We start from the raw sequence: 24906 nt of genomic DNA, 5'->3' as shown, positions 1-24906 counted from the left end.
GAGTTTCTAACCCTTGAGCGCTTGACCCTCATTAAAACGAGCGCCAATTTTTCTACAAATGTCTACAGGCACCTCCAAATATTCCTGAGCTTGTAAATACTGTTCAAGTTTTATTAGAGTCTCTCCCAAATTAGCCATTGCTGCTGCTTCCCCAAAGCGATCACCTATCTCCTGTGCTATCGCTAAATACTGCTGATGGAAAGCAAAGGCTTGGTCATAGTCTCCCAGAAAATATAGCGCTTCTCGTTTGGATGAAGTAATTATTTATCTGTGTCCATCTGCGTCCATCTGTGGTTCTTATTTGTTGATGTATTGCACTCAACACTCGAACCGCTATAGTAGACATTACCCAAATTACCCACCGTTTACCCAACACCTGGGCGATCGTAAATCGAGGTATTGATGTATGAACAGGAACGGGGGAAACTACGTCCCCTCTCCCCACGGCGGGGGGCACCTGGAGAGGTTAACCGAGAAGTATTGGGACACTCCTCCCAAGTGGCGTCCCCTACAGTATAGATATTTAATTCAGCAACGCCCGATTTTTCATCTGAATTCAGCCTGTTTGCTCCTCCTACCCCAGCGCTTCAACTGTTTGGGCGCTACTTTCTAAAAAATTGTTTGCTTTCATAATTTCATAAAGATTCGTATCTGTTTCTAACAAGCAAGCGTGTCCGCTTTGTGGTAATACCACCATTTTGGCGTTAGGCAAGATATTGACTAAACGTCTTGCTTCATCCAAAGAAGGTAAAAGTCGGTCGTTGGCACCGGCAATCACCAAAACGGGTTGAGTGAGGTGACGTAACTCCACATCATCAACATGAAACTCTCTGAGTAAAGAGATTCGCCAAAGGACAGTTTGTGGTGGTACGGTGCGCATGGTTTTCAGGAGCTCGTGCCTATCGCTCTTGGAAATGCGTGCCAAAGCTGCCAAAAACGGCAATAAACCTAATGCGCCGACGTCATAAAGGTTGGATGGGACTAAGTAAGTCAGTTGAGAAGTCCAAGTTAACAAAGGGCGAAGATTAAAGGCGCTTGCTGAGTTGATAAGAACGATGCGCTTAAAAAGCTGCGGTGCTTTGATCGCCACTTTCTGAGCCAAACAACCCCCAAAGGACTCTCCACAGAGGTAAACAGGACGTTGAGAGCTTTTTTCTAATTCTGCATGGATCAAGTCCAATACGTTATTAGCCAGCACATCCCAACTGGTCAAGTCTTCCCTTGGTATTGCTAAACAACGCACATCAAAGCCGGCTTCTAATCCAGCAGTTTGCGATCGCAATAGTTGACCAGTTCCATCCATCCCTGGCAAATATACAAACAGCGGAAACTCTGGCTGGAGTCGTTTAGGTGTGAGGAAACACGGTTTTAGGTCAACTTTTGGAATAGTCATGAGTCAACAGTCATTAGTCATGAGTCATGAGTTAACAGTCATCAGTCATTTGTTATTTGTCAATAGTTATTCGCTCACTAAGGACAAACCACATCGGACTAATGACAAAGGTTATTAGTAGCAACCTTCATGTAGTAACTTTGCAATTTCAGAGTGACAATGATTTGTCAATTCCGTCACCACAGTTTTTGCTTTTTTCCCTTGGTATTTTTCTTTTTGTAGAGGCTTAATCCAATATGGGCGACCAATCAATACGGCTACACGACGATATGTGACTAACGGATGCCAACCTGGTTGATTAAATAAAGGTTCTGAAGGGTCAAACAGGCTTAATACCCTCAAAGGTACAGCAGATGTGTTAACTTCTTCAAGGGACGCTATTGCAATTGGCAAAATTGCTAAATCCTGTACTTGGGCTCGCAATGCCAAGTGAGCAAAACCTCGTTGAAATTCGCCCACCCGGTTGGGCTGGGTAAATTCCACCATCGGTTTTGTTCCTTCGGGAAAGACTCCTACTATTTGCTTTGACTGCAACAGGAGTTGTGACTGCTGAAAAAAGCTTTGCTGGCGCTGTTGGTTTGCCTCCTCTAAGGGAAAACAGCCTAATTGTCCTGTGACAATCTCCCGCATTATTGGGACTTGCCCCATGTAGTGATGGCAAGCAAAGCGAATCGGATTAGATAGCGCCGCCATTAAAATTGGTGCATCCATAAAGCTGCGATGATTGCTCACTACTAACACACTGGCATCTTGGGGAATGCGATCCTCGTAATAACGAAATATTTTGGTTGATAGCGCCGCCAGTAACCAGCGAGAAATCTCAAGGGGGCTACTTACACTCATGTCTTTTCAATATAAATTTTCCGAAAATTTCGCAGCTGAACTTGATAAAATTTTTACATTTCTTTACTAATCAGGACGACTGTCTTAAGGTAGAAATGTTAAAGCAACAAAATCGTTAAAATCCATTGTGCAGCAATAGGTTTATCCTTTAATAATCTGAAATGTAATGACAATTTTTTGTGGATATTAACAGGAATTTCTTGTCTTTTTTATAGAGATTAACTGAATTTATACCTATGATAAAACAAACTTAAACCAAAGAAATTTGTTATTATGAAAATATTGATTGAAAAGATGAGATTTATGTTATATAATGACGTGGTTTTACCAAAAAAAGTAAGATAGAAAAGATTTTTTACAAGTGATTTTTTATTCTCCATGAATCAAGTAAATAAAACAGAAAAGACATTTGCACTCACAACACCGCTATATTATGTAAACGACTTACCCCACATCGGCAGTGCTTATACAACGATGGCAGCAGATGTAGTGGCACGATTTCACAGACTTTTGGGGCGTAGGGTACTGCTGATTACGGGTACAGATGAGCATGGGCAAAAAATTCAGCGGACAGCCGAGAGCAAAGGGCGATCGCCACAAGAATATTGCGATGACATTGTGCCTAGTTTTGTTTCTTTGTGGGAGTTGTTAAACATTCAATATGATCGCTTTAGTCGCACCACGGCTCCTCGTCATGAGGCGATCGTCAAAGAATTCTTCCAGAGACTGTCCAAAGCAGGGGACATCTACCTGGGACAACAACAAGGCTGGTACTGCGTCTCCTGTGAAGAATTCAAAGAAGAAAGAGAACTGTTAGAAGGACACCGCTGTCCTCTCCACCCAAACAAAGAAGTTGAGTGGCGAGACGAGCAGAATTACTTCTTCCGTTTATCTAAATATCAAGAGAAACTGCAAGCACTTTACGAGTCTCAACCGGATTTTATCCAACCACAGAGTCGTCGGAATGAAGTCCTCAACTTTGTCAATCAAGGGTTGCAGGACTTTTCTATTTCGCGGGTGAATCTAGATTGGGGTTTTCCAGTACCAACCGATCCCAAGCACACTCTTTATGTTTGGTTCGATGCGCTTCTAGGTTATGTCACCGCATTGTTAGAACCGGACGAAGAACCGACGTTAGAAAATGCCCTAGCGAAATGGTGGCCGATAAACCTGCACCTAATTGGTAAGGACATCCTGCGCTTCCACACAATTTCCTGGCCCGCAATGTTAATGTCAGCTGGTTTGCCATTGCCAGATCGAGTTTTTGTGCATGGATTTTTAACCAAAGATGGTCAGAAAATGGGCAAAAGTTTGGGTAATACCCTTGATCCTGTAGCGCTGGTGGAGCGGTATGGTAGCGATGCTGTTCGTTATTACTTTCTTAAGGAAATCGAATTTGGCAAAGATGGAGACTTTAATGAAAGTAGATTCATTAATGTTCTGAATGCAGATTTGGCAAATGATTTAGGTAATTTGCTAAACCGCACTCTAAACATGGTGAAGAAATACTGTTCAGGAAATGTGCCGCCAATTACAAATGAAGATATTCCTATTGACAATCCGTTGAAAGCCATTGGTTTACGTCTTGGGGAACAGGTGGAAAATGCTTATAAAACGCTAGCTTTCAATCAAGCTTGCGAGGCTATCCTCTCACTGGTGCAAGCCAGCAATAAATTTATTGATGACCAAGCTCCTTGGTCATTGTATAAACAAGGACAGCAACAAGCGGTAGAACAAGTTTTGTATGCAGTTCTTGAATCAGTGAGACAAGCAGCTTATCTCCTGTCTCCACTGATTCCGGATATTAGTAGCGATATTTACCAGCAATTGGGCTACGGAATAAATTTTAATGAACAAATAAAAACTGCCATAGCCGCTCCTTTTGCCATTCATGGCACATGGGGGGTGCTAACCAATCAACAACAGCTGGGTGAACCTCGACCAATCTTTAAGCGAATAGAACCTCCTAAAAACAATTAGTTGTTTCAAATTTCAATTACTGATTTTGTCTGAATTTATCGGGACTAAATTTATTTGTCCTGAAAGATTATCATAAGCGGCTCTAACCTTGCATCTAAAAGTAGACAATTAAGTATCAATTATTACATTTGATAAAAGAGGTATGACAACAATGTTGAATAATCTGGAAAACGACTCGATATTTACGCCAGAGCAAGTTTTAGAAAATCGGGGTCGTGTCGCCATATTTATTGATGGCTCAAATTTATTTTATGCAGCCCTGCAACTAGGAATTGAAATAGATTACACAAAGCTGCTCTGTAGATTAACCGCTGGCTCTAGACTGCTGCGAGCCTTCTTTTACACTGGAGTAGACCGCACAAACGAAAAACAGCAGGGTTTTCTGTTGTGGATGCGGCGCAATGGGTATCGAGTCATTGCTAAGGATTTGGTACAGTTGCCCGATGGCTCAAAAAAAGCCAACTTAGATGTAGAAATTGCCGTGGATATGATGGCTTTAGTAGATTCCTATGATACAGCAGTGTTAGTCAGTGGCGATGGAGATCTCGCTTATGCAGTCAATTCTGTGAGCTATCGTGGTGTAAGGGTAGAAGTGGTGAGTTTGCGCTCAATGACGAGCGACAGTTTGATTAATGTTAGCGATCGCTATATTGATTTAGAAGCGATAAAAGACGATATTCAAAAAACCCCTCGCCAAAGCTATCCTTATCGACCATTATCCAGTATGGGTTTTTTGGAAGACCCCAGGGAAAGTGATGGTCATCTAGAAATCCAAGACTAATGCTGCAGCAAAAAAGCAAAAAAAGAAGAACGAAGAGTGAAGACAGAAAAATTTTTCTTGTTCTTTCTTCTTTATTCCCTCTTCTATCTTCTTTCCTGGTCATAGGACTCGTTGCTTGTGGCGGGAGTCAATCTCAAGTAGCGACCAAAACACCTTCTGAAACCCCATCACCTGGAGAAAAAGAAAGCAATTTGACTTTCTCTGATGTCACCTTAGAGCAAGCAGATGAAGTTGGACGACCTGTATGGAAAGTCAGAGCAAAAAAGGCGAAATACACCAAAGAAAAACAAATTGGTGAGGCGGAAACTCCATATGGGGAACTTTACCAAGATGGCAAAGTTGTTTATCAAGTACAAGCTCAAACGGCAGACATAGCACAAGATGGTAAGCAACTTTTTCTTAAGGGAAAAATCATTGCTACAGACCCTCGCAATGGTGTTGTGTTGCAGGGTAATGAGTTGGAATGGCGACCTAAAGAAGATTTGCTGATTGTCCGCAACCAGCTTAACGGAACCCACAAACAATTACAAGCGATCGCGCAAGAAGCACGAGTGACAACCCGTTCTGAACGCGTAGAATTTTCTGGAGGGGTGGTGGCAAACTCCTTGGAACCGCAAATGCAAATGCGAACTGAGCATTTGATTTGGCGAATAAAAGAGGAAAAATTGATCGGCGATCGCCCTGTGCAAATGGATCGCTATAAAAATAACCAAATTACCGACCGAGGTAGAGGAGACGCTGCCGAAGTCAACATGAAAACAAAGATTGCCACTATTAAGAAAAATGCCCAGATAGAATTACTAGACCCACCAGTGCAAATAGCTAGTAATTCTATGACCTGGAACCTAAATACAGAAACAGTCACCACAAATTCTCCTGTGCGGGTATTCCATCGCGCTGAAAATCTGCTCGTGACTGCTAAGGGCGGTGAAATGAAGATACCACAAAAAACTGTTTATTTAACAGGCAACGTTTACGGTGTTGGGCAGCGTCGCCAGTCGCTCAAGTCTAATACCCTAACTTGGTATCTTGACAATCAATTAGTTGAGGCTCAAGGCAATGTGCTTTACCGCCAAGTAGACCCTCCATTCGCTTTTACGGGTGAAAAAGCCTCTGGTAATCTACAAGCAGAAACTATTGTCGTCACTGGTGGCAGTTCTGGCAATAAAGTGGTAACAGAAATTATTCCCCAAGAAGGTAAAGTGAAAAGTCAGTAGTTTATGGTTAGTTGTTAACAACTCACAAATGTAGAGACACGCTATAATCCGTCTCTACAACAACTAACCTCCATATAACATCTCATTACGATTGGCTGCACCAAATTGGGGTAATGTGTTGATTGCTACATGGGGAGTCAGGGTAGCAGGGACACTTGGAGCAACTTGTAGTTGCTGCGAAAGACGTTGCAACAATTGGTCTTGCCCAGTGCGGAAAGCTGATACATTAGTACCACGGTTAATAATGGCAAACCAGACCAAACCGCGATCGCGTGTGGGCATAACTCCTGCTAAAGCACTGACATCGCGGAGAGTGCCAGTTTTCATAACAGTGGCAACGGGTAGGTGTCTGGAGTGCATCGTTCCCCGATTGTCGAACCCTGAGACGGGAAATAAGTCAGCCAAAGTCAACTGATGAGTGAGTGCTTCCTGTTGAACTGCCATAAACATAGCACAAACTGCTCTGGGGGAAATGCGATTTTCCTGCCCTAGTCCTGAACCGTTGATTAACTGAATTTCTGACTGCGGTACCCTTGCCAGCCGAGCAGCTGTTGATTGTACTATCGGCGCTCCTCCTACAGCGTCTGCCAGCATTTGAGCGATTTCATTGTTGCTGTAAACGTTCATCTCCCGGATAATTTGCTTTAAGGGGAGCGAGTAGTGACGCAGTAGCAAGGTGTGTTGAGGATTGAGTTGCGGTTCTACTTTTACTCCTCCAGCAATGACAACTTGAGGCTTAGGAGTTCCTTTTGCCATCAGCGAGTGTTGGAAAGTGGTTGCACGGGGCCAAGTGGTAGCATTTAATGCTTGCTTGAGCATTTGACCTGCTAGCAGGGGATGGCGTTGGAAATTCATGGCAAAATTGCCGGTAATGACCAAATTTCCTGTGATCCGCTTTATGCCCATTTTGTTGAGACTATTACCAAGGGCGATCGCTTCCTCCCAGACAAACAACGGATCGCCGCCACCTGTGATCACCAAATCGCCTTGTAATACCCCATTTTGCAATGGTCCTGTCGCACTAACCAAAGTTTGAAATTGATGATCTGGTCCAAAATTGTTTAAAGCAACGAGTGAGGTGGCAATTTTGGTTAAGGAAGCAGCCGGCAGAGGAACCGTACCTTGGTGATTAGCCATGAGCATAGGTCCTGATTGTATCCAAACTCCCTGGCTCTCGGTTTGATTCGCTGCCACTAATTTCAATGTTTGCAGCCCCTTGAGATATTCCAGCACTGTAGTAGCCCCAGCTGGATTTGGATCGGCGGCAACAACCAAGCCAGGGCTACCTTGCCAAGCCAATAGATCCAAAGCATTTATCGGCTTAACTTGTACCCCAGCCATTTCGAGCCAAAAAGAAATTAAACCTGAACCAAACAATTCCAGCATGCTTCATTCCTCTGTAGAATGTGCTACTTTGTTTACTGTATTATTATGTAAGTGTTTAATGCTGCTAAGCATTGAGTCATGATAACTGGTGATTTTGCCTTGTGAAAGTGGGGCGCATAATAAAGTTTTTGTAGAAAGCATAACCCTCACTTCATGCATATCTGAAAATAGGGATTTTCATCTTACACTGTTAGTTAATCTAATACTTAATGTCAGGGTATCTATTTCTGGGCTTGCAGTCTGTTGTTGCCCAGATTCCAATCTACATTTTCTCCTAAAATATACACTGAGGTTCTTTCCCTGAAAGTACAAACATAAACTTTAGGGGAAGAGTGATTCTACTGTGTTAGGAGAACGAAGGGAAATTTCCAAAAAGGATGGATGATGTGAAAGCAGGGAACAAAGAATGAAGAAGACAGGATGAAAAATGAAAATTTTATACCTATTACTTCATTTTTTTGCCTTTTCGGACTTGCTCCGACCCTTTGGCAAGCTGTCCTGCAGGAAAAGACACACTTTTGCTTTTAGTTCATATTTCATCCTTCTCAATTGCGCCTTGAATTAACGAGCGTTTTGTCTATCCAACATCTTCCTGATATGAGGACTTCAATCAGGCTATTTTTTGATTTTAGGCAGGTGTGTGCTTTTTGTACCAAAAAAATGCTATGTCGGTTGAAAGCTACTAAATTTTATCCTCCCTGCCGTGATTTTACTCCTCAGTTACAGAGGGAATTCATGCTATGTTGGGCTTGGCAGAACCTCTCTTTGAAAGGATGAAAGAAAGGGTAAAGGACAAAGGATAAAGGACGAAAACTTTATACTTCATGTTTCACACTTTATACTTGATTCTTTTGCCTTCATCAGAACATCTACGACTTTCAGCGGAGGCATCTGGTAAAATTTGTAAGGTTTCTAGAAGCTCTGAGCAATGGGATCGACTTGCGTACGGATAGCAATTGACGCAATGGGAGGGGATCATGCACCCAGTGAAATCGTTGCTGGCGCACTGCGGGCACGAGAAGAATTGGGTGTAAAAGTATTATTGGTGGGCGATCCCCAACAAATAGAAAGCAAACTGCCGCCAAAAATAAATATGGCGCAGTTAGAGATCGTTCCTGCTGAGGATGCGATCGCAATGGATGAGGAGCCTTTAAGCGGCATCAGACGCAAACCGAAGGCTTCAATCAACGTAGCAATGGATCTGGTAAAACAAAAGCAGGCAGATGCTGTGGTTTCTGCCGGTCACTCTGGGGCAGCGATGGCGTCAGCTTTGCTCCGGTTGGGACGACTACGGGGAATTGACCGTCCAGCAATTGGTGCGGTATTTCCCACGATGGTAGCGAGTAAGCCAGTCCTCATACTTGATGTCGGCGCAAACGTAGACTGCCGTCCTAAATTTTTAGAGCAGTTTGCCGTTATGGGGTCGGTTTACAGTCAGTATGTCTTGGGTATTCCAAAACCATTAGTAGGTTTGTTAAATATCGGTGAAGAAGACAGCAAAGGCAATGACGCAGCTGTTCGTGCTCACCAACTGCTGCGTGAAAATTCGCGAATTACTTTTGTTGGCAATGCTGAAGGGCGTGATGTCCTTTCGGGTCACTTTGATGTAATTGTGTGTGATGGATTTGTGGGCAATGTGCTGTTAAAATTTGCCGAAGCAGTCGGGGAAGTCATGCTGCAGATTGTGCGAGAAGAGTTACCCCAAGGATTGCACGGTCAAATTGGTACAGCAATTTTAAAACCAAATCTAAAGCGAATTAAGCAGCGCATGGATCACGCAGAACATGGAGGTGCTTTACTTTTAGGTGTTGACGGAATTTGCATTATTAGCCACGGGAGCTCTCAAGCACCTTCAATTTTTAATGCAATTCGTATGGCAAAAGAAGCTGTAGATAACCAAGTGCTGGATAGAATTCAGTCACAATATCAAAGCATTCAGCGCGAGAGTGGTTAGCAGCAGTCACTAGTCATTAGTGAGCCAGCGCTGCAGGGGGGTTTCCCTCCGTAGGCGACTGGCGTTCGCGAAGCGTCTCCGAAGGAGATACCCGAAGGGTCATTAGTCATTTGTAATAACTCCAGACTAAGGACTAAAGACTAACGACTAAGGACTAAGGACAACTATGCTGATAGCTTTGGAGATGCTAGAGTGCAAAATTTAGGAATAGCAATGACAGGAAGTGGGTCAGCAGTACCAGCAACTTTCCTGGATAACCAGTCACTTACAGAACTGGTTGAGACCTCAGATGATTGGATTACCACAAGAACAGGAATTCGTCAACGGCGGTTGGCTTCTTCAAGTGAAACCTTAGCTGAGCTTGCCACTGCCGCTAGTCGGCAGGCGATAGCGGCGGCTGGAATCAACCCACTAGACTTGGATTTGATTCTACTAGCAACCTCTACTCCTGATGACTTGTTTGGCACTGCTTGTCAAATCCAAGCTCAATTAGGAGCCACCAAAGCGGTAGCCTTTGACTTAACAGCAGCCTGCTCTGGCTTTGTGTTTGGACTGGTTACAGCTGCCCAATATATCAGGACTGGCGTTTATCAGAACGTGCTGCTGATTGGAGCGGATATCCTCTCTCGTTGGGTAGATTGGCAAGACCGACGTACTTGTGTATTGTTCGGTGATGGTGCTGGGGCTGTGGTCATGCAGGCGAATGAGAAAGATTGCTTGCTGGGATTTGAACTCAGAAGCGACGGAACTCAGAACAACTGCCTTAACCTTGCCTACACAGCTGAACCCAAAGAACTTACCCAAGGCGTCAACGTTGGTAAAGGCAACTTCCAACCCATCACTATGAACGGCAAAGAAGTGTACCGCTTTGCTGTACAGAAAGTGCCAGAAGTTATTGACAAAGCTTTGTTCCGCGCCAACCTGAGTGTTGACCAAATAGATTGGCTACTCTTGCATCAAGCAAATCAGCGTATTCTCGACGCTGTTGCTCAACGCCTGAACATTCCAGAACAAAAAGTTATTAGTAATCTTGCTAACTACGGCAACACCTCTGCCGCCTCCATTCCCCTTGCCTTAGATGAAGCAGTGCGGCAAGACAAAATTAAACCCGGTGACATCATCGCCACCTCTGGCTTTGGTGCTGGACTAACTTGGGGTGCAGCAATCTTCCAATGGGGAAGATAGTCTTTTGTTCTTTGTCATTGGTTATTTGTCCTTTGTTAATAAAAAATGACTAATGACCAATGACTAATGACTAATGACTAATGACTAATGACTAATGACCAATGACTAATGACCAATGACTAAAACTGCATGGGTGTTTCCTGGGCAAGGTTCGCAGTCCCAGGGAATGGGAATAGACTTATTAGATGTGCCATCCGCGAAAGAGAAATTTGCCCAAGCGGAGGACATATTAGGTTGGTGTGTGATTGAAATGTGTCAGAATGCCGAAAAGTTATCGCACACTCTGTATACACAGCCTTGCCTATACGTTGTAGAAAGTATTCTTGCTGATATCTTACGAGAAAAAGAACAACCAAATTTAGTTGCAGGTCACAGTTTAGGAGAATACGTCGCTCTCTACGTGGCTGGCGTGTTCGAGTGGTCTGCTGGGTTGCGCCTGGTGAAACGTCGTGCCGAACTTATGGACAACGCCGCAAGTGGCGGGATGATGGCGGCTTTAATGAATTTTGATCGCGAACAGTTGGAAAAAGTGATTGCCGAAACTCCCGACGTGGTGGTGGCAAACGATAATAGTCTGGCTCAAGTGGTCATATCGGGTACACCCGCAGGAGTAGAAGCCGTGATGTCCCAAGTCAAGGCAAAGCGTGCTAAGCCCTTGAATGTTTCTGGAGCATTTCACTCACCCTTAATGGCAGCAGCTGCTGCTGAATTCCAAGATATTTTAGAATCTGTCGAATTTCAACAAGCTTTTGTACCAGTATTATCAAATGTAGAACCAGTTCCGACTGTTGATGCGACTGTTTTGAAACAGCGTTTAATGCAACAGATGACTGGGGGAGTGCGGTGGCGAGAAATTTCACTAGCACTACCAGAAATTGGCATCCAGCGAGTGGTAGAAATTGGTCCTGGTAACGTGCTAACTGGTTTAATTAAACGTACTTGCCCTGACTTAATTTTAGAAAATATCCGTAGTCTGGGTGAGCTAGGAATGTAGAAAAACTAGGGGAAGCAGGGGACTAAGGGGAGCAGGGGAGGTGAAATTAATCTCCTTCATCTCCCCTCACCCCCTCATCTCCCTTATCTCCCTCATCTCCCTCATCCCCCTCCCACTGCATTATGTCTCAAAGCCGCGAACCGTATGTAAGTTTGTTACTTTACCACGCCTTGAAGTGGTCGGTGGTCAGTCCTATGTTCCACAATTACTTTCAAGGAAGGATTTATGGTGCCGAAAATGTCCCTCCAACCGGATCACTGGTGATAGTCAGCAATCATGCCAGTAACTATGACCCACCAATTGTTTCTAATTCCGTACGCCGTCCGGTGGCGTATATGGCAAAGGAAGAATTGTTTAAAATCCCGATTTTCAGTAAAGCAATTCAGTTGTACGGTGCTTATCCGGTAAGTCGGGGTAGTAGCGATCGCACTGCTATCCGTGCGGCATTGAAGTATCTTGATGATGGATGGGCTGTAGGTATTTTTTTGCAAGGGACTCGCACGCCAGATGGACGCATTACAGACCCTAAACGGGGTGCAGCGCTGCTCGCAGCTAAAGCAAAAGCCCCTATTTTGCCTGTGTGTTTGTGGGGAACTCAGGCGATCGAGCAAAAAGGTTCGATAACTCCTCGTCCAGTTCCAGTAACAGTGCGAATTGGCGATTTGATTGATGCTCCCAGTTCCACTGATAAACACGAATTGGAGGCGGTAACGCAAAAGTGTGCAGCAGTGATTAACGCGCTCCACGATTTGGGAAGATAATTTGGAAAAGCCTGAAAATATGCTTAAAGGAAGTGGCAAGAGCCGCTCATTTTGTGTCAATTTAAAACCATGCGATTTTGGATTTTAGATGTTAAATCGCTAATGGGCTTAGATAATTGCCAATAATTATCTGAAAATCAGTAGATTTTTTACGTCCACCAGTGGGGAAAAATACCACAAACCCCTAATCTAAAATCTTAAGTTCAAACTTATGCTTGTTCCAGGCTGCTGGACGCAATTAATCATAATTAGGCTCTTTTTAAAGCATACTTCCTAAACAGTATATGAGCGGTTTGGATGCCAACAATTTGTGGAATCGCCTGAATAATCTGGCGTTAGTTCGTTTTTTGCTTTTAGTTGCTTCTGGCTGGGCAATTGTACAACTTCTAGCATACTTTGAACCAGTTATCGTTATTTTCACATTTGCTACTATTCTAGCTTTTTTGTTGAGCTATCCCGTACAATGGTTACGGCGTTTTTTGCCTCATGGTATAGCGGTTGTCGTAGTTTTTTTGTTAAGCATTGTCATTCTTGGTGGTCTGACAATTACTGTAGGCTTAACAGTGTTATCTCAGGGACAACAATTAATTGACAGTGTTACTGGATTTTTAAACTCTTTAATACCGTTTATAGAGCGAGTAGAGGAATTTTTTCGTAACCGTAATTTGCAAATAGATTTAAGTGCGCTCGAAGAGCAATTGCGAAATCAAGCTATATCCCTACTTGTTAACAGTTTAAATATTTTTCAAAGCTTTCTCAGTAACTTTGTGACTTTTATCTTGATTGCAGTCGTCGCTTTTTTTATGTTACTAGATGGCGAAAAGCTTTGGCATTTTGTTATAAAAATAGTACCAGAACGACGACGAAATAGATTTACAAAAATAACGAAGCGCATCTTTTTAGGTTTTTTTCAGGGGCAATTGATATTAACCTTGTTTCTGACATGTTCGACTTTCATTGTTTTCTTGGTACTCAAAGTACCTTTTGCATTGATATTATCAGTTTTCGTTGGAATTATTGATATAATTCCCGGCATAGGAGCTACTTTAGGGGTTAGTGTCATTACTCTAATTGTGTTATCACAAAGCGTTTGGATGGGGCTCAAAGTTTTGGTAGCTTGTATCATACTTCAACAAATACAAGACAACTTGATTTCACCTCGGATTATGCAAGGTGCTCTCAATCTTAATCCTGTAGTTGTATTCTTTGCTTTGCTTGTTGGGGCTAGAGTCGCAGGGTTATTAGGAATTTTTATTTCTATTCCTATTGCTGGGGTAATTGTTTCTTTATTTGAAATTGATGAAATGAAATCAGAAGTTGAGTGATTATTTATGTTGGGTTTGTTTAATATAGTAACTAATGACTACTGACGAATGACTGATGGCTAATACAGATTTAAGAGTGCAATTAACAGAAAATTTGGATGAGGCGGAGTGGGAATGGTTAATTCCCCATGTACAACGAGATGCTGTGATTTTAGTGGCTGTAGAACTGGATTTACTTGATGTGGGGGTAGCGATCGCTAGCGATAATACCTTGAAAGTGCAAACATGGATAGATGAGGCACTGATTACCAAACCTTCAACGGCACAACTGGGAGAGTGGAACACTCAGCATACAAAGCGGTTTAACACTCTGATTATCCAGCCTTATGTACTTGTACAAGAAAAAGCTGCTGCTTAACAAAATATAGCCATTTGCAATTGGGTAAGGTACACAAAGAAATAATGAACCACAGATGGACGAGGCAGTGCGTTGCGGAGCCAGTGCTGAAGACGGGTTTCCCGTCGCAGGCATCTGGCGTTGGGGTTCCCCCCGTTGAAGCAACTGCCGTACAGATGGACACGAGATTTATCTGTACTTCATTCAATTGAATTGCGCTATATAAAATTATGGCAACAAAGAAACCCAGTTTCTTAAAACCGGGTTTCTTTATAGAGTTTTTTAATTCATGAGATCCCTTGCAAAAACCGATGGGAAGTCTTGAAAAGAGCTTTGCCTTTGAAGCAAAGTAACATTCCTTTACTGCTTGTTTTGAAATTCGTTAGCACCAGCATAACCAGTTGCTACCCAAACTATAGCTCTGACTCCATCACGGATAGATTTTTCAATGGGTTCAGGAGAATTTTCAGAAGGAACTGCTACAGGTTTAAAATCAATCCCTCGACTACTTAAAACAATCTCACCGATAACTCTGGCGCGGCGCATATGGTAATCAGAAGTTACTAAATATACACTCTTTATGCCACTTTTTTTTAAATCATCGACTATTGTAGTGAAGTTTTCCACAGTATTGTTTGCTCTGTAATCTAGGTGCAACCGTCTTGGATCAACCCCAACTTTAGCAAACACCTTTTTGGTCACCCTCGGCGGACTACCCCCAGAAATCCAAATGGGTAAATTCGGGTGTTTGCGGGCAAAATCTGCTGTAAACTTCTCTCGCTCTAATTTTGATGTCGAACCACCCAAGACTAAAATTGCTTGGGGCGGGACAAATTGGCTTTGAATTTCCTTATAACCCCACAACATCATCAGTGGTAGGGCTAGGAACATAAACCGAGAAGAAATACCTTTAAATCCTGTCTTTTTCAAGGGTCTATCACTTGGGTTGCTTGAACAGAATTTTATAGCCAGAAGAATAATAATCTAGATTATCAGAGTTCTGAAAAGTATAGCTAAATTTGTATTTGACTATACTTTTCAGTTGCATGTGTCTATACCAAATCCGCTGTAGAGACCTCCCCTAAAGACCGCCGATGCGGTCTTTTTTTGACAAGCCGCAACTTGCAACCGGAACTGGTGGAGGTAACAGACGCAGATTTGGTATCAACTGTGCCTATAAATAAGAAACATTTCTAGATTCAAAGCACAATTGTTTCCGCAACTGGAGCAGATACAAAGGTTTTTTGACTAGTTTATTGAATCTATCAGACAACGGGACTGGCCAGATTCGAACCGGCGACCTAGCGCTTAGGAGGCGCTCGCTCTATCCTGCTGAGCTACAGCCCCAAATAACTACTATTTTTGATAATAGCAGTTTTAGCGCGACTGCCAAGAATTGTCCCAGGGTCCGCCGCCTATTTCTAATCCACACAGAAAAGTACGTGCTTTCAGGATAATTTTTCTTTTTCCAATACCTAATTCTCGCAGTTCTATATTTAACTCTCCCTGCATAGTGTCACGACAGCAAAATATCAAACCTTTGGCTGTTGGCGCACGTAGAGGAGTCCCGGGTAAATTGGTAGTTCCCGTTACCTCAACCTCGTACTGCAAATTTCGCGCTTTCATTTGCCATCTACCCCAAGGTTGAATATCCCAGTGTACTTGGGAATTCCAAGGTACAAATTCATAGAACTTGCCTTGATGGTGTATGCCAATCATTGCGACAGATTCCATCCACCATAAAACACCACGCCGTCCGCCACCAGCGGTGAGGGCGAGGTCATCTTCGCCTTCAAAGCTATTGCAGTTCATCCAAAACCATTTTTGGGGAAAAGCGCCTCCCCAATTTTTCTCGCTGTAAGCTGGGGCGTTAGTAAATTCGTAGCGTTTGCCATTCCAGTCAATCCAACCGGAAGCCAAGCCATGCGCCATCAAAATTTGCCATCCAGGTTCAAAAATTTGCAAAAATGACAGCCAACCTGCTGTTGATTGTTGAATACTTCGTTTATCACCCCATCCGTAGATAGGATGGATTTCATACTGCCAACGACAGTAGCACCCAGTCGCAGGGTCGTGAATTGACCCCTGATTTAGGGTAGCTGTTGCTTGATAGCCTTCTTGCACATGGTGTTCAAACTCGGGTGGTGGTAGGTACAGAGGTTGAATGTGTAGATTTGTTTTACCCCAATGACCCAAGCTCAAAACGTCACGACTCGCCCAAAATTTGCTCACATCCGGAAAAGTCCGGCACAGATACTCATCGTTGGGACCGAGGATTTGTGCTGCACCACCACTGTGGGGTTTACCGCCAATGGGGTCTTCAATAGAATACATAAAGGCAAAAGTTTCACCTTCTGCGGGCAAAGTGACCCGGTAGTACCAACCTTCAAAGAAGCGACGACTACTACCATCCCAGTGGTAACCGCTATGGGGTGTTTGGGTTGAATGATCAGGGTTTGTGGGAATAGTTAACATAGATTTACCGTGGTGCAAAATTCCTCTGTATGAGCGATCGCCTTAACATAAATGATGCCTACTCTATCCTGGAACTGAAACCTGATGCATCGCCAACAGAGGTTAAGCGAGCTTATCGTAAGCTAGTTAAGATTTGGCATCCTGATCGGTTTTCTCATCCACAGAAGAAACAGGAAGCAGAACAAAAAATTAAACAAATCAACGAAGCTTACAACAAGCTTAAATCTAATCTACCTAGTTCTGCACCTCAGCCAAGTCAAACAAAAGAAACAAAAATTTATGCAAATCGCTCCAACGCCGAACTTTTCTACAACTCGGGAGCAGAAAATGCAAAATTAGGAAGATACGAGGAAGCACTTACAGACTTTACTCATGCAATTCGCCTCAATCCCCACTACATCGAAGCGTACAAATACCGTGGCTTTATCTGCTCCCTACTTGGATATGAATATCGAGCCACTGCTGATTTAAATAAAGCTGCACAGATGGAAGCGAAGTTAAAAAATAAACAGGCTCATTCTGCATCGCCATCATCAAGACACTCCAGTAGAACCCGAGGAAAATCAAAGCTAAAAACCCTTTTAGAAAGGTTTTTGCGGTGGATAAAGTCCCTGCTAGGGTTCAAGCCGCGCTGGCGATGAAATCTCTACCGTTTCATCCAAGGCGCGAAAAATCCGGCTACCTCATCACCCTTCGGGTATCTCCTTCCCAGAGGCTGCGCCAACGCCCAACGGGAGAGGGGGAAACCAACGCCAGTCACCTGGGCGTGGGAAACCCGCCTGCAGTGCTGGCTCCTCCTGCAGCACTGGTCTCACCTCGTGCATAGCCCTGGCTGACAAGTTAACGGGATCACAAGTCCACTATGTTGGCGGAAAAACCGCCCCAAACCGGGATTTTTCACCTCAAAACGCAGCTTACGATTGGGCGGTTTTTCACTTTTGTTGCCGGATTTTTACACGTTTTAGCCCAACCGATTGATGCACTTGTTTTTGTCATGTTCCATTGACATGAGACAGGATAAGCACAGATTCGAGAAATTTATTGGAAGAAGATGAGGATAGGCTTGTGAAACCGCGTTACGCACTCAAGTTGTTTTTTGATTCGAGGACCCAGCACAACAGTCTCCCTATTATGACCAAATTCCACTGGCTAGAAGTTAGCGAATACGCCTCCCTCTCTCTGTCTGCACTAGGATTAGTCACAGCGGCTGTCACTCAACAGATGATTTATGCAGCAGCTCCCTTGACTGTTACAGTTTGTTTGAACGCCGCGAATCGGGAAAGGTTAAAGTATTTGACGACTCAGCAACAACAAGCAACAATTGCCAAACTTGACCTACTGATTGACCCACTCCGACAGCGGCTTGCAAACTTTGATACTTTCACTCAAAAACTTAGTACCACAACCCAACAGCAGCTTGAGGAATTACGAAACAACCAGGAGCAAGACTTTAATATTTTTACAGAGCAATTTGAACAACTTTATGGGTCTTTGCTAGAGATCACTATAAAAATTCAACAACAGATACAGGAATTACAGCAAAATCAGCAAGAACAAAATATTGATACCTTGAAACAGCGCCTGACTCAACTCGATAACCTGACGCAAGAGTTGAGTACAGCGACTCAACAGCAGATTGATCCACTTTATGAACGCCTTGCACAACTTGATGCCTTGACACAACAGGTGAGTCAATCCACTCAGCAGCAGATACAAGCATTACAGCAAACTCACCAAGAACAAAATACTGACGCCCTCAGACAACGCCTGACTCAACTCGACGCCCTCACGCAACAGTTGAGTAGAACAACTCAACAGCAGATTGACCCGCTTTATCAGCGTCTTTCTCAACTCGACTCGTTTACACAGCAATTGAATCAATATACTCAGCACCATATACAAGCATTGCAGCGAACCGTGAACGAACAAAATGTCGATGCGATGAGACAACAGCTGAGTCAACTCGACGCCCTCACAGAACAATTGAGTACAAATACTCAAAAGCAGATACAGGAATTCCAGTATGCGATCGCCGTCATTCAGACGGAACTACAAGAGTTATCTCAAATCAAACAGCAATACCAAAATGTGCCCGAAAAAAAGAAAAAACCAGAAGGTTTCAGCCCTCACCCAGGTCAACCAACGACTAAACCACCAGTAGCTGTCGCCCAAAACAAGCAACGCACAAATTCTTCTCCACCCTTACCCCCAGTTACGGCAATACAAAGCTCGAATCAGGTAAATAACACAACAAATGAAGTGTTGGCACCGATTGTAACGGCACCCACATTAGCGCCAACAACAGAGAATTTAACAATTGAAACCACTGTTAAAAAAGTTTCATATAAAGTGACTTCCGTCGCCTTTAGTCCCAACGGGCAAATATTAGCTAGTGGTTGTGATGACAAAACCATCAAAATATGGCATCTGGCTGATAAGGAACCCCGGATTCTCAAGGAAACCGGAGGGTTTTCCTGTACTGAAGCAGTCAATTCCCTGGCATTTAGCCCTGATGGCAAGATTTTGGCGAGTGGAAGTGACGACAAAACCATTCGCTTGTTGGATATCTCCATAGGGAAGGAAATCTGTACCTTCACAGGACATAAAGAAAAGGTTTATTCTGTTGCGTTTAGCCCAGATGGAAAAACTTTAGCCAGTGGTAGTAAAGATAAGACCATAAAGCTTTGGTCTATAGATACATATAAAGAAACATCTATACTCCACGGACATTGTGACGAAGTTTTATGCGTTGCTTTCAGTCCGGATGGCAAGATTTTAGCGAGTGGTGCTGCTAGGAAGGATAAAACTATCAAAGTTTGGTATCTGGCTGAAAATAAATTTTTGACTCTTAAAAGTCATTCTCAGGAATTGGGAGGAATTCATTCTATTGCTTTCCATCCAGATGGAAAGCAGATCGCAAGTGGTAGTACAGACAAGACAGTTAAGATTTGGGAACTGTCAAGCGGTCAAGAACTCCGTACTCTTACAGGACACTCAGATGATGTGTTTTCTGTTACCTTCAGTCCAGATGGCAAGCAGATTGCAAGTGGTAGTAAAGACAAGACAGTAAAACTTTGGCAGGTGGACACAGGGCAGGAAATACGTACTTTCACAGAGATTGAAGAGCCAATTTATTGCTTAGCTTTCAGCCCAGATGGTAGGACGCTAGCAGTTGGTGGCAATGGTGATAATAGTGTCATGTTATTGCCTTGCAATTGAGGCTGGCACAAGTTAAAAGCGCCAGTTTGCTCTTCTTATCAACTCAAACATTGGCAAATCGACTTCTCCAGGAACAATGTAAAACAAGATTATATTTATAAGAAATTTTGGAAAATGTTAAGACGGATTAACCGTTATAAAATTTGGTAAATTTATAGACTAGCATCAACTGGACAATGCTACTTTAAAGATAGGCACCCAGAAGTTAGAAGTTTATCTAACATCTTAGTATTAGAGCTTGTGCCTCCCGCTCTAATCGATTCGCAATCATTTCTCAGTTGTTGTGTTTTGTATAATGTGTTTTCGCCTAAGTTGAGTGATGAGTTCTGGAGGTTTTTGAACGTATCAACAAACATGCCTGCCTAGCTGGAATAAAGAACACACAATTGTGAATAGACTGGTTGCGAAACTTGTCCACCTTAGTTTAGTTACTTTCCTCTGATTTTTAACTCTTCTAAATCGTCTCAAACAAATAAACCGCCGAAAGCCGCTGATAGATTCCATCGTAGCTTTCGGCGGTTTAATCTTAATGACTCGTTAAAGTAATCACAGTCACTTCCGGTGGGCAAAACAAACGTCCTGGTGAATAGGTTCCTAACCCACGATTAATGTAAAGCTGGTTCGTTCCCACCTTGTGGAAACCCTGCGCCCATTCCCAGTGTTTCACGACTTTAGAACAGTCTGCCCGCAAAAATGGTATCCATCGCCGCAGTTTTCTGGGAAGTTTGCGAACCGCCTGCTTATAGTACATCACCACAGGACCAATTCCTGGGAGTACGATTTGACCACCGTGGGTATGACCAGACAGTTGCAAATCTACTCGCCATTTTTGCAAAATCTCAGCACTATCTGGGTTATGGGATAGTACGATGCAAGGTGTAGCACCGTCTAGCTGATTCATCACATCTTTAGGGTGAAATTCCCGTGACCAGTAGTCAGCTAGCCCGACGAGTGGTAATTCTTTTCCTAAAGGATAGGCTATTTCATTCCAAAGAACTTTAATATCGATACTATCAAGTGCAGCTGTCACTTCTGCTTTTGAACGGCTGTAATGTAGATCATGATTGCCAAGTACGGCATAAACCCCAGCGCGACTTTGCAGATGTTTGAGTCGTAGCACCAGCTGATGAATTGGTGATGGATCGTCAGTCACATAGTCGCCTGTTAATAGAACCAAATCAGGTTCAGCTTCGTTGCTGACTGCGATCGCTTGTTCCAACATTTTTTCCGACAGCCGCTTCCCGTCATAATGCAGGTCTGACATATGTACCAGCTTCGTACCTTGTAACGATGCTGGCAACCCTGCAATATTAACCGTCAACTTCTCGACGCTTAGAGGTCCAGATAACAACCAGTGCATTGCGCTGACATTACTCCTCCTACCAGCGTTTTCAGCTTAACAAATCATCTCTGAATGAGTATAGAATTCTGGACGACTTTTTGAAAAATTTATGAAAGTTTTTGTAAATGTTAAACTAAATCCCGTCTCAATCACAAAGTGATTTAAGCTACTATAGGCTATACTGTATCGCCAAACCAAATCTATGGAGCTTGCTTACATAAAAGACTACAGTCATTTTGAACAGCACGTAGCAACACTTCTCCATAGGGCAGGTTGGACAGTGATAACTACCAAATCAAACCAGCCTGGCTACGATTTAGTTGTTAAAAAAGGAAACTTAGTTGGCGCAGTTCATCTCAAGTGGCTCAGAAACAATGTAGCAGCTCCACAGCTTTTAAAATTTGCCAATTTTTTAGATTCTGATGAGGGAAAAATTTTTAATTTTGGCTTATTTATAACAACAAAAGGTTTCAGCGGACCTACACTCGCTTTAATTAGGTCTTGGGGGAAAGATACTAAAATTCGCTGTGGAATTGCTAAGGAAAATAAACTTGTTGGAATCGATAGCGCTGATTACGAAGATAAAGTTAATCACCACAACTCAACTAAACCAGAAAAGATTTATTTTGGCATTTTTACTTGTAAAGGCGGAGTAGGGAAAACGACTATAGCAGGGCATTTAGCAGGAGCATTTGCACTACAAGGATTTAATGTGGCACTTGTAGATTTAGATCCAGAACAAAATTTGCAAAAACTTGTTGGAGATGGTGTTTTTGTTCCTAATCTTAGAGGGATGGGAACGACGATTGAAGTATTTGATGGTAGGGATTGGCATGAAGATTCCGCCCGTGATTGTAAAATAGTTATTTGCGATTGTTCACCAGCAATTGAACGCAATCCAACAAATTTAGTTGAAAAATTTCACTATTGCATCATACCAACAACCTTAAATCCACTAGGCATAAACAAGCATGGGAAGGTGATTCGAGATACTGTGACAGAAATCCGTCATTTTAACAAAAATGCTCACTTGTTTGTCCTAGTTAATAACTTTAAATATCCCGGTTCTCAAAAATTAAGTCTTTTAAGAAAGGTTTATTTAGAGACGTATAAAGACATTATCAAAACAGATGATAAGTTTCATTGTATAGACCCACAAGAAGTTTGTATTCGTACTAGTGAACAACTTTATTACTGGGGAATACATATTCTGGAAAACCCAGAAAATCCATCCAGCCGATTAGCATTTGACTTGATTGGTGGAAAGTGCTACCCGCGTGATGATTTTATCAGCTTGGCAGATTATATAGAAAGAAAAGCTGGTATCGGAATTTTGCGAGATCAGTAGGTAGAGACGTTGCAATGCAACGTCTTACATTATGAATATGCGAATTATCTTATCTAAACAGAATTGCTTTGTGAAGTACCCATACTTAGCTTCGCTTGAAGTATGGGCTAAGCGCTAAGGCGCACGCTTCGCGAACGCGTCTCATTTGCCGTTGCTCTGTTGGGTACACTCATTGTTGGGTGTCCGGAACTAAATCCGGTCTAAGTCTTACACAGCGTCTCTGGTATTGCTACCTTTATCTCCCCGTGGAGAACCCGCGCAGCCATCCCACTTCCTGGGACAGTTATTATTTTTCGTACATTCCTGTATGGCTTATTTTTTACCGCTTTAGTAGTAGGCGAACCAGTGACCGGAATCTTTCCCCCTTTCTCTCGCTCTTAGACGAGGGTTCGAGTATGACCTCTACTGTGACCGTTTGTTGTGAGTCGAGTGGGTGGGTCAACAACCATCTATATACTATCATTTATGTAGATGTTGTGTAGATGAATATGAATAAAAAAGGATTGAACTTACGGATATCTGAACGTCGTTTAAATAAGCTTAGATTATATGCAGCAAGTAAAGAAAAAACGATGACTCAATTGGTAGAAGACTGGATTGACCGACTGCCGACACCAGAGATTGGCAACTCCTCAGCCATCCCCAGTCCTGTCAATCCTGCGGATTAAGTTGGTCGGGGATGTCTTCATCGTTGCCCGCTGTCCATCCCCACCTTATGAGTACATTGAAGGTGGGGACTTCCGCGATACCGTTAAAATAAAAATCAAAAAACAAGTGACGTTTTATCTCACAGTGAACACATCTCTAACTGAGAATATGTTATGTGCATCTGTCTTTAGCAGCGATCGCCTTTTATGTCTGTAGCAGGGTTAATATCCAGTTCTTAACTTATTAAATGTTTATTAAGTGATGTAAAGCAGTTGCTGGTAAGCGATGTAAGTAACCTAGGCAACTGCGTGTTTAGTAAGCAATCGGAGATTTTTATGACTTTCACTAGCGACTCAAAAACAAAAGAATTAGTAGAACAGTTTCGCCGCTTTGATGTCGATACACAGCTAGCCTTCCTGTGGTTCGGCTACCTAGACATCAAAGATCAACTGACACCAGCAAATCAAACTTCTGCACAAGACACCGCTGCAGCTTTGTACGACACAATCGTAGCACTACCCAAAGAACAACAGCTTCAAGCACAGCGCGATATCGTTGCTGGTGCAGATAGTGAGATTAGCCACGCCTATAAAGCTGTAAGCTCTAGCGCTAAATTGGATGTGTGGTTAAGATTGGCACGGGCTATGGAAGATGGTACTGTTATTCAAGTACCTTCTGATTATGACTTGCCCGCTGAAACAAACGACTTTGTGAATAAAATCAAAGGTTTGGATTTTGAGCAACGCATTGACTTTACTCGTAGCGTAGTTTTCGAGTACGGTGCTAAATAGTCATTCTAACTAGTCATTAAGCTATCACAAACCCGGTTTCTTGGAGAAAGCGGGTTTGTGTGCTTTTGAACTACTGACAGTTATTGTGTGTGTAATTTTTCCCATTCTGGGCGCAGAAGACCATATAGAATTAGGTCAAAGCGCTGTCCCTCACGCTGAATAAAGCTACGTTGGACACCCTCCTGGCGGAACCCTACTTTTTCATGTGCCTTGATCGAACGGATATTGTAGGCGATCGTAGATGATCCTACTCGGTAAAGGTTTAACTCTCGGAAAGCGTATCCAAGAATGAGTTGCAAAGCATCTGTGCCATAGCCTTTACCCCAGTATGCGGGATCGCCGATGGCAATACCCAACAACCCAACCTGATGCATCCATTGGATTTGAAACAAGCCAACGACGCCAATTAAGGTATCATCAGCCAAAGTTCGCAAACGGAAGTGGAAGCTGTTTGGTGAGTTGAGAACACTTGTTTCAAATTGTGTCCAGCCTTCAGGAGTCATCGGTTGTGCTGGATCATTATCCGCAACCCGCAGATACTCGTCATTCTCAGACCATTTAGCAAAATACTCGTTGTCCTGAGGTTTAGGTGCAGCCAGACGAACTAACTTGCCTGTAAAAAGAGGCTTGAATTCCATGTAAGATTCCTTTGTTGATAAGTCTTTGAGGTTGTAAATCAATACAAAAACTGTTCGCACTAGAAGCGGAGTGCGAACTCATACCAATTTGGGCTGTTTGGGAAACAGCTATCAGCCCAAAATGACGTTTTTACTCAATGACAGGCAACAAAGGCAATCCTTAGATTAAAATGTGATATTACATTTGTATTTCTTTTGACTGTAGCTTGTCAAGTCACTTGCTTATAAACCAGTCCATTTGAGTAATGAAAAGCGTGGATTGAACTTTAAAACCATAGATCCAGACAGA

At 43.0% G+C, this 24906-nt stretch carries 23 protein-coding genes and 1 tRNA gene; 15 read left to right on the top strand and 9 right to left on the bottom strand.

The annotated features are described in order from the left end of the window. Positions 1-6 precede the first annotated feature (6 nt). From AACT52_RS14145 to AACT52_RS14135, 3 genes are all read right to left on the bottom strand, one after another. Positions 7-228, bottom strand: a complete 222-nt coding sequence (locus tag AACT52_RS14145) for a tetratricopeptide repeat protein (RefSeq protein WP_339374984.1) — start codon at positions 226-228, stop codon at positions 7-9. Positions 229-574: 346 nt separating this feature from the next. Then, positions 575-1393 carry an alpha/beta fold hydrolase gene (locus AACT52_RS14140; protein ID WP_073631498.1) on the bottom strand — a complete coding sequence of 273 codons (819 nt, stop codon included), beginning with the start codon at positions 1391-1393 and terminating at the stop codon, positions 575-577. Between the two features lie 114 nt (positions 1394-1507). Beyond that, positions 1508-2236 carry a lysophospholipid acyltransferase family protein gene (locus AACT52_RS14135; protein ID WP_073631495.1) on the bottom strand — a complete coding sequence of 243 codons (729 nt, stop codon included), beginning with the start codon at positions 2234-2236 and terminating at the stop codon, positions 1508-1510. Between the two features lie 378 nt (positions 2237-2614). On the opposite strand from AACT52_RS14135, the gene metG reads away from it, so the two are divergent. From metG to lptC, 3 genes are all read left to right on the top strand, one after another. Beyond that, positions 2615-4216 (top strand): methionine--tRNA ligase, encoded by a 1602-nt coding sequence (gene metG, locus AACT52_RS14130; RefSeq protein WP_073631493.1) that lies wholly within the window; start codon positions 2615-2617, stop codon positions 4214-4216. Positions 4217-4367: 151 nt separating this feature from the next. Then, positions 4368-4997, top strand: coding sequence for a LabA-like NYN domain-containing protein (locus tag AACT52_RS14125; protein ID WP_073631492.1), 630 nt, complete (start codon positions 4368-4370; stop codon positions 4995-4997). Beyond that, positions 4997-6214, top strand: a complete 1218-nt coding sequence (gene lptC, locus AACT52_RS14120) for an LPS export ABC transporter periplasmic protein LptC (RefSeq protein ID WP_073631490.1) — start codon at positions 4997-4999, stop codon at positions 6212-6214. Before AACT52_RS14125 ends, lptC begins: the two co-directional genes overlap by 1 nt. A 63-nt stretch (positions 6215-6277) precedes the next feature. Here the strand turns inward: lptC and AACT52_RS14115 are convergent, their stop codons facing one another. Continuing rightward, positions 6278-7600, bottom strand: coding sequence for a D-alanyl-D-alanine carboxypeptidase (locus AACT52_RS14115; protein ID WP_073631488.1), 1323 nt, complete (start codon positions 7598-7600; stop codon positions 6278-6280). A 928-nt stretch (positions 7601-8528) separates the two neighbouring features. On the opposite strand from AACT52_RS14115, the gene plsX reads away from it, so the two are divergent. The 6 genes from plsX (at position 8529) to AACT52_RS14085 (ending at position 14177) form a co-directional block, all read left to right on the top strand. Next, positions 8529-9554 (top strand): phosphate acyltransferase PlsX, encoded by a 1026-nt coding sequence (gene plsX / locus AACT52_RS14110; RefSeq protein ID WP_073631486.1) that lies wholly within the window; start codon positions 8529-8531, stop codon positions 9552-9554. 192 nt (positions 9555-9746) lie between these two features. After that, positions 9747-10739: a beta-ketoacyl-ACP synthase 3 gene (locus AACT52_RS14105; RefSeq protein ID WP_073631484.1), complete on the top strand. Its 993-nt coding sequence runs from the start codon at positions 9747-9749 to the stop codon at positions 10737-10739. 115 nt (positions 10740-10854) lie between these two features. After that, on the top strand, positions 10855-11733 hold the full coding sequence (gene fabD, locus AACT52_RS14100) for an ACP S-malonyltransferase (RefSeq protein WP_073631481.1): 879 nt from the start codon (positions 10855-10857) through the stop codon (positions 11731-11733). A 122-nt stretch (positions 11734-11855) separates the two neighbouring features. Further along, on the top strand, positions 11856-12494 hold the full coding sequence (locus tag AACT52_RS14095; RefSeq protein WP_073631479.1) for a lysophospholipid acyltransferase family protein: 639 nt from the start codon (positions 11856-11858) through the stop codon (positions 12492-12494). Positions 12495-12778: 284 nt separating this feature from the next. Further along, positions 12779-13819: an AI-2E family transporter gene (locus AACT52_RS14090; protein ID WP_073631477.1), complete on the top strand. Its 1041-nt coding sequence runs from the start codon at positions 12779-12781 to the stop codon at positions 13817-13819. 55 nt (positions 13820-13874) lie between these two features. Beyond that, a complete protein-coding gene (locus AACT52_RS14085; RefSeq protein ID WP_073631475.1) occupies positions 13875-14177 on the top strand; it encodes a DUF2288 domain-containing protein in 303 nt (100 codons plus the stop codon). 339 nt (positions 14178-14516) lie between these two features. On the opposite strand, the gene AACT52_RS14080 is transcribed toward AACT52_RS14085, so the two are convergent. The 3 genes from AACT52_RS14080 to AACT52_RS14070 form a co-directional block, all read right to left on the bottom strand. After that, the gene (locus AACT52_RS14080) at positions 14517-15047 is read right to left on the bottom strand and encodes a YdcF family protein (protein WP_073631473.1); all 531 of its coding nucleotides are present in this window, start codon (positions 15045-15047) and stop codon (positions 14517-14519) included. A 382-nt stretch (positions 15048-15429) separates the two neighbouring features. Next, positions 15430-15503, bottom strand: a tRNA-Arg gene (locus AACT52_RS14075). A gap of 30 nt (positions 15504-15533) precedes the next feature. After that, positions 15534-16631 (bottom strand): tocopherol cyclase family protein, encoded by a 1098-nt coding sequence (locus AACT52_RS14070; RefSeq protein WP_073631471.1) that lies wholly within the window; start codon positions 16629-16631, stop codon positions 15534-15536. Between the two features lie 29 nt (positions 16632-16660). Here AACT52_RS14070 and AACT52_RS14065 point away from each other — a divergent pair, with 29 nt between their 5' ends. The 3 genes from AACT52_RS14065 (at position 16661) to AACT52_RS14055 (ending at position 19850) form a co-directional block, all read left to right on the top strand. Next, positions 16661-17272 (top strand): J domain-containing protein, encoded by a 612-nt coding sequence (locus tag AACT52_RS14065; RefSeq protein WP_073631469.1) that lies wholly within the window; start codon positions 16661-16663, stop codon positions 17270-17272. Then, complete coding sequence (locus AACT52_RS14060; RefSeq protein ID WP_143172783.1) at positions 17230-17457, top strand: hypothetical protein; 228 nt, start codon at positions 17230-17232, stop codon at positions 17455-17457. Before AACT52_RS14065 ends, AACT52_RS14060 begins: the two co-directional genes overlap by 43 nt. Positions 17458-17762: 305 nt before the next feature. Continuing rightward, entirely contained in the window at positions 17763-19850 is a 2088-nt protein-coding gene (locus tag AACT52_RS14055; protein WP_073631576.1) for a hypothetical protein, read from the top strand. Positions 19851-20376: 526 nt separating this feature from the next. Here the strand turns inward: AACT52_RS14055 and AACT52_RS14050 are convergent. Further along, complete coding sequence (locus tag AACT52_RS14050) at positions 20377-21210, bottom strand: metallophosphoesterase (protein ID WP_073631465.1); 834 nt, start codon at positions 21208-21210, stop codon at positions 20377-20379. A 184-nt stretch (positions 21211-21394) separates the two neighbouring features. Between AACT52_RS14050 and AACT52_RS14045 the strand changes: the two genes are divergently transcribed. The 3 genes from AACT52_RS14045 (at position 21395) to AACT52_RS14035 (ending at position 23979) form a co-directional block, all read left to right on the top strand. Beyond that, the gene (locus AACT52_RS14045; RefSeq protein WP_073631463.1) at positions 21395-22540 is read left to right on the top strand and encodes a nucleotide-binding protein; all 1146 of its coding nucleotides are present in this window, start codon (positions 21395-21397) and stop codon (positions 22538-22540) included. 488 nt (positions 22541-23028) lie between these two features. Continuing rightward, on the top strand, positions 23029-23208 hold the full coding sequence (locus tag AACT52_RS14040; RefSeq protein ID WP_073631461.1) for a hypothetical protein: 180 nt from the start codon (positions 23029-23031) through the stop codon (positions 23206-23208). A 315-nt stretch (positions 23209-23523) separates the two neighbouring features. Then, the gene (locus AACT52_RS14035; protein ID WP_073631459.1) at positions 23524-23979 is read left to right on the top strand and encodes an orange carotenoid protein N-terminal domain-containing protein; all 456 of its coding nucleotides are present in this window, start codon (positions 23524-23526) and stop codon (positions 23977-23979) included. Between the two features lie 80 nt (positions 23980-24059). Here the strand turns inward: AACT52_RS14035 and AACT52_RS14030 are convergent, their stop codons facing one another. Continuing rightward, positions 24060-24617 (bottom strand): GNAT family N-acetyltransferase, encoded by a 558-nt coding sequence (locus tag AACT52_RS14030; RefSeq protein WP_073631457.1) that lies wholly within the window; start codon positions 24615-24617, stop codon positions 24060-24062. Positions 24618-24906 lie beyond the last annotated feature (289 nt).

Origin of the sequence: Scytonema sp. HK-05, from assembly GCF_963872035.1 — a bacterium.
In the GTDB taxonomy this organism is placed as follows: Bacteria; Cyanobacteriota; Cyanobacteriia; order Cyanobacteriales; family Nostocaceae; genus Kalymmatonema.
The sequence above is the reverse complement of the archived record's forward strand: the minus strand, read 5'-3'. Positions and strand labels throughout refer to the sequence as shown.

Excerpts from the sequence above, each read along its gene's own strand:
- AACT52_RS14035 (WP_073631459.1), top strand. The coding sequence starts at position 23,524 with ATGACTTTCACTAGCGACTCAAAAACAAAAGAATTAGTAGAACAGTTT.
- AACT52_RS14115 (WP_073631488.1), bottom strand. The coding sequence starts at position 7,600 with ATGCTGGAATTGTTTGGTTCAGGTTTAATTTCTTTTTGGCTCGAAATG.
- AACT52_RS14070 (WP_073631471.1), bottom strand. The coding sequence starts at position 16,631 with ATGTTAACTATTCCCACAAACCCTGATCATTCAACCCAAACACCCCAT.
- AACT52_RS14050 (WP_073631465.1), bottom strand. The coding sequence starts at position 21,210 with ATGCACTGGTTGTTATCTGGACCTCTAAGCGTCGAGAAGTTGACGGTT.
- plsX (WP_073631486.1), top strand. The coding sequence starts at position 8,529 with ATGGGATCGACTTGCGTACGGATAGCAATTGACGCAATGGGAGGGGAT.
- metG (WP_073631493.1), top strand. The coding sequence starts at position 2,615 with ATGAATCAAGTAAATAAAACAGAAAAGACATTTGCACTCACAACACCG.
- AACT52_RS14125 (WP_073631492.1), top strand. The coding sequence starts at position 4,368 with ATGTTGAATAATCTGGAAAACGACTCGATATTTACGCCAGAGCAAGTT.
- AACT52_RS14140 (WP_073631498.1), bottom strand. The coding sequence starts at position 1,393 with ATGACTATTCCAAAAGTTGACCTAAAACCGTGTTTCCTCACACCTAAA.
- AACT52_RS14090 (WP_073631477.1), top strand. The coding sequence starts at position 12,779 with ATGAGCGGTTTGGATGCCAACAATTTGTGGAATCGCCTGAATAATCTG.
- AACT52_RS14065 (WP_073631469.1), top strand. The coding sequence starts at position 16,661 with ATGAGCGATCGCCTTAACATAAATGATGCCTACTCTATCCTGGAACTG.
- AACT52_RS14095 (WP_073631479.1), top strand. The coding sequence starts at position 11,856 with ATGTCTCAAAGCCGCGAACCGTATGTAAGTTTGTTACTTTACCACGCC.
- fabD (WP_073631481.1), top strand. The coding sequence starts at position 10,855 with ATGACTAAAACTGCATGGGTGTTTCCTGGGCAAGGTTCGCAGTCCCAG.
- AACT52_RS14040 (WP_073631461.1), top strand. The coding sequence starts at position 23,029 with ATGAATAAAAAAGGATTGAACTTACGGATATCTGAACGTCGTTTAAAT.
- AACT52_RS14045 (WP_073631463.1), top strand. The coding sequence starts at position 21,395 with ATGGAGCTTGCTTACATAAAAGACTACAGTCATTTTGAACAGCACGTA.
- AACT52_RS14030 (WP_073631457.1), bottom strand. The coding sequence starts at position 24,617 with ATGGAATTCAAGCCTCTTTTTACAGGCAAGTTAGTTCGTCTGGCTGCA.
- AACT52_RS14055 (WP_073631576.1), top strand. The coding sequence starts at position 17,763 with ATGACCAAATTCCACTGGCTAGAAGTTAGCGAATACGCCTCCCTCTCT.
- AACT52_RS14080 (WP_073631473.1), bottom strand. The coding sequence starts at position 15,047 with ATGTTCCTAGCCCTACCACTGATGATGTTGTGGGGTTATAAGGAAATT.
- AACT52_RS14135 (WP_073631495.1), bottom strand. The coding sequence starts at position 2,236 with ATGAGTGTAAGTAGCCCCCTTGAGATTTCTCGCTGGTTACTGGCGGCG.
- lptC (WP_073631490.1), top strand. The coding sequence starts at position 4,997 with ATGCTGCAGCAAAAAAGCAAAAAAAGAAGAACGAAGAGTGAAGACAGA.
- AACT52_RS14085 (WP_073631475.1), top strand. The coding sequence starts at position 13,875 with ATGGCTAATACAGATTTAAGAGTGCAATTAACAGAAAATTTGGATGAG.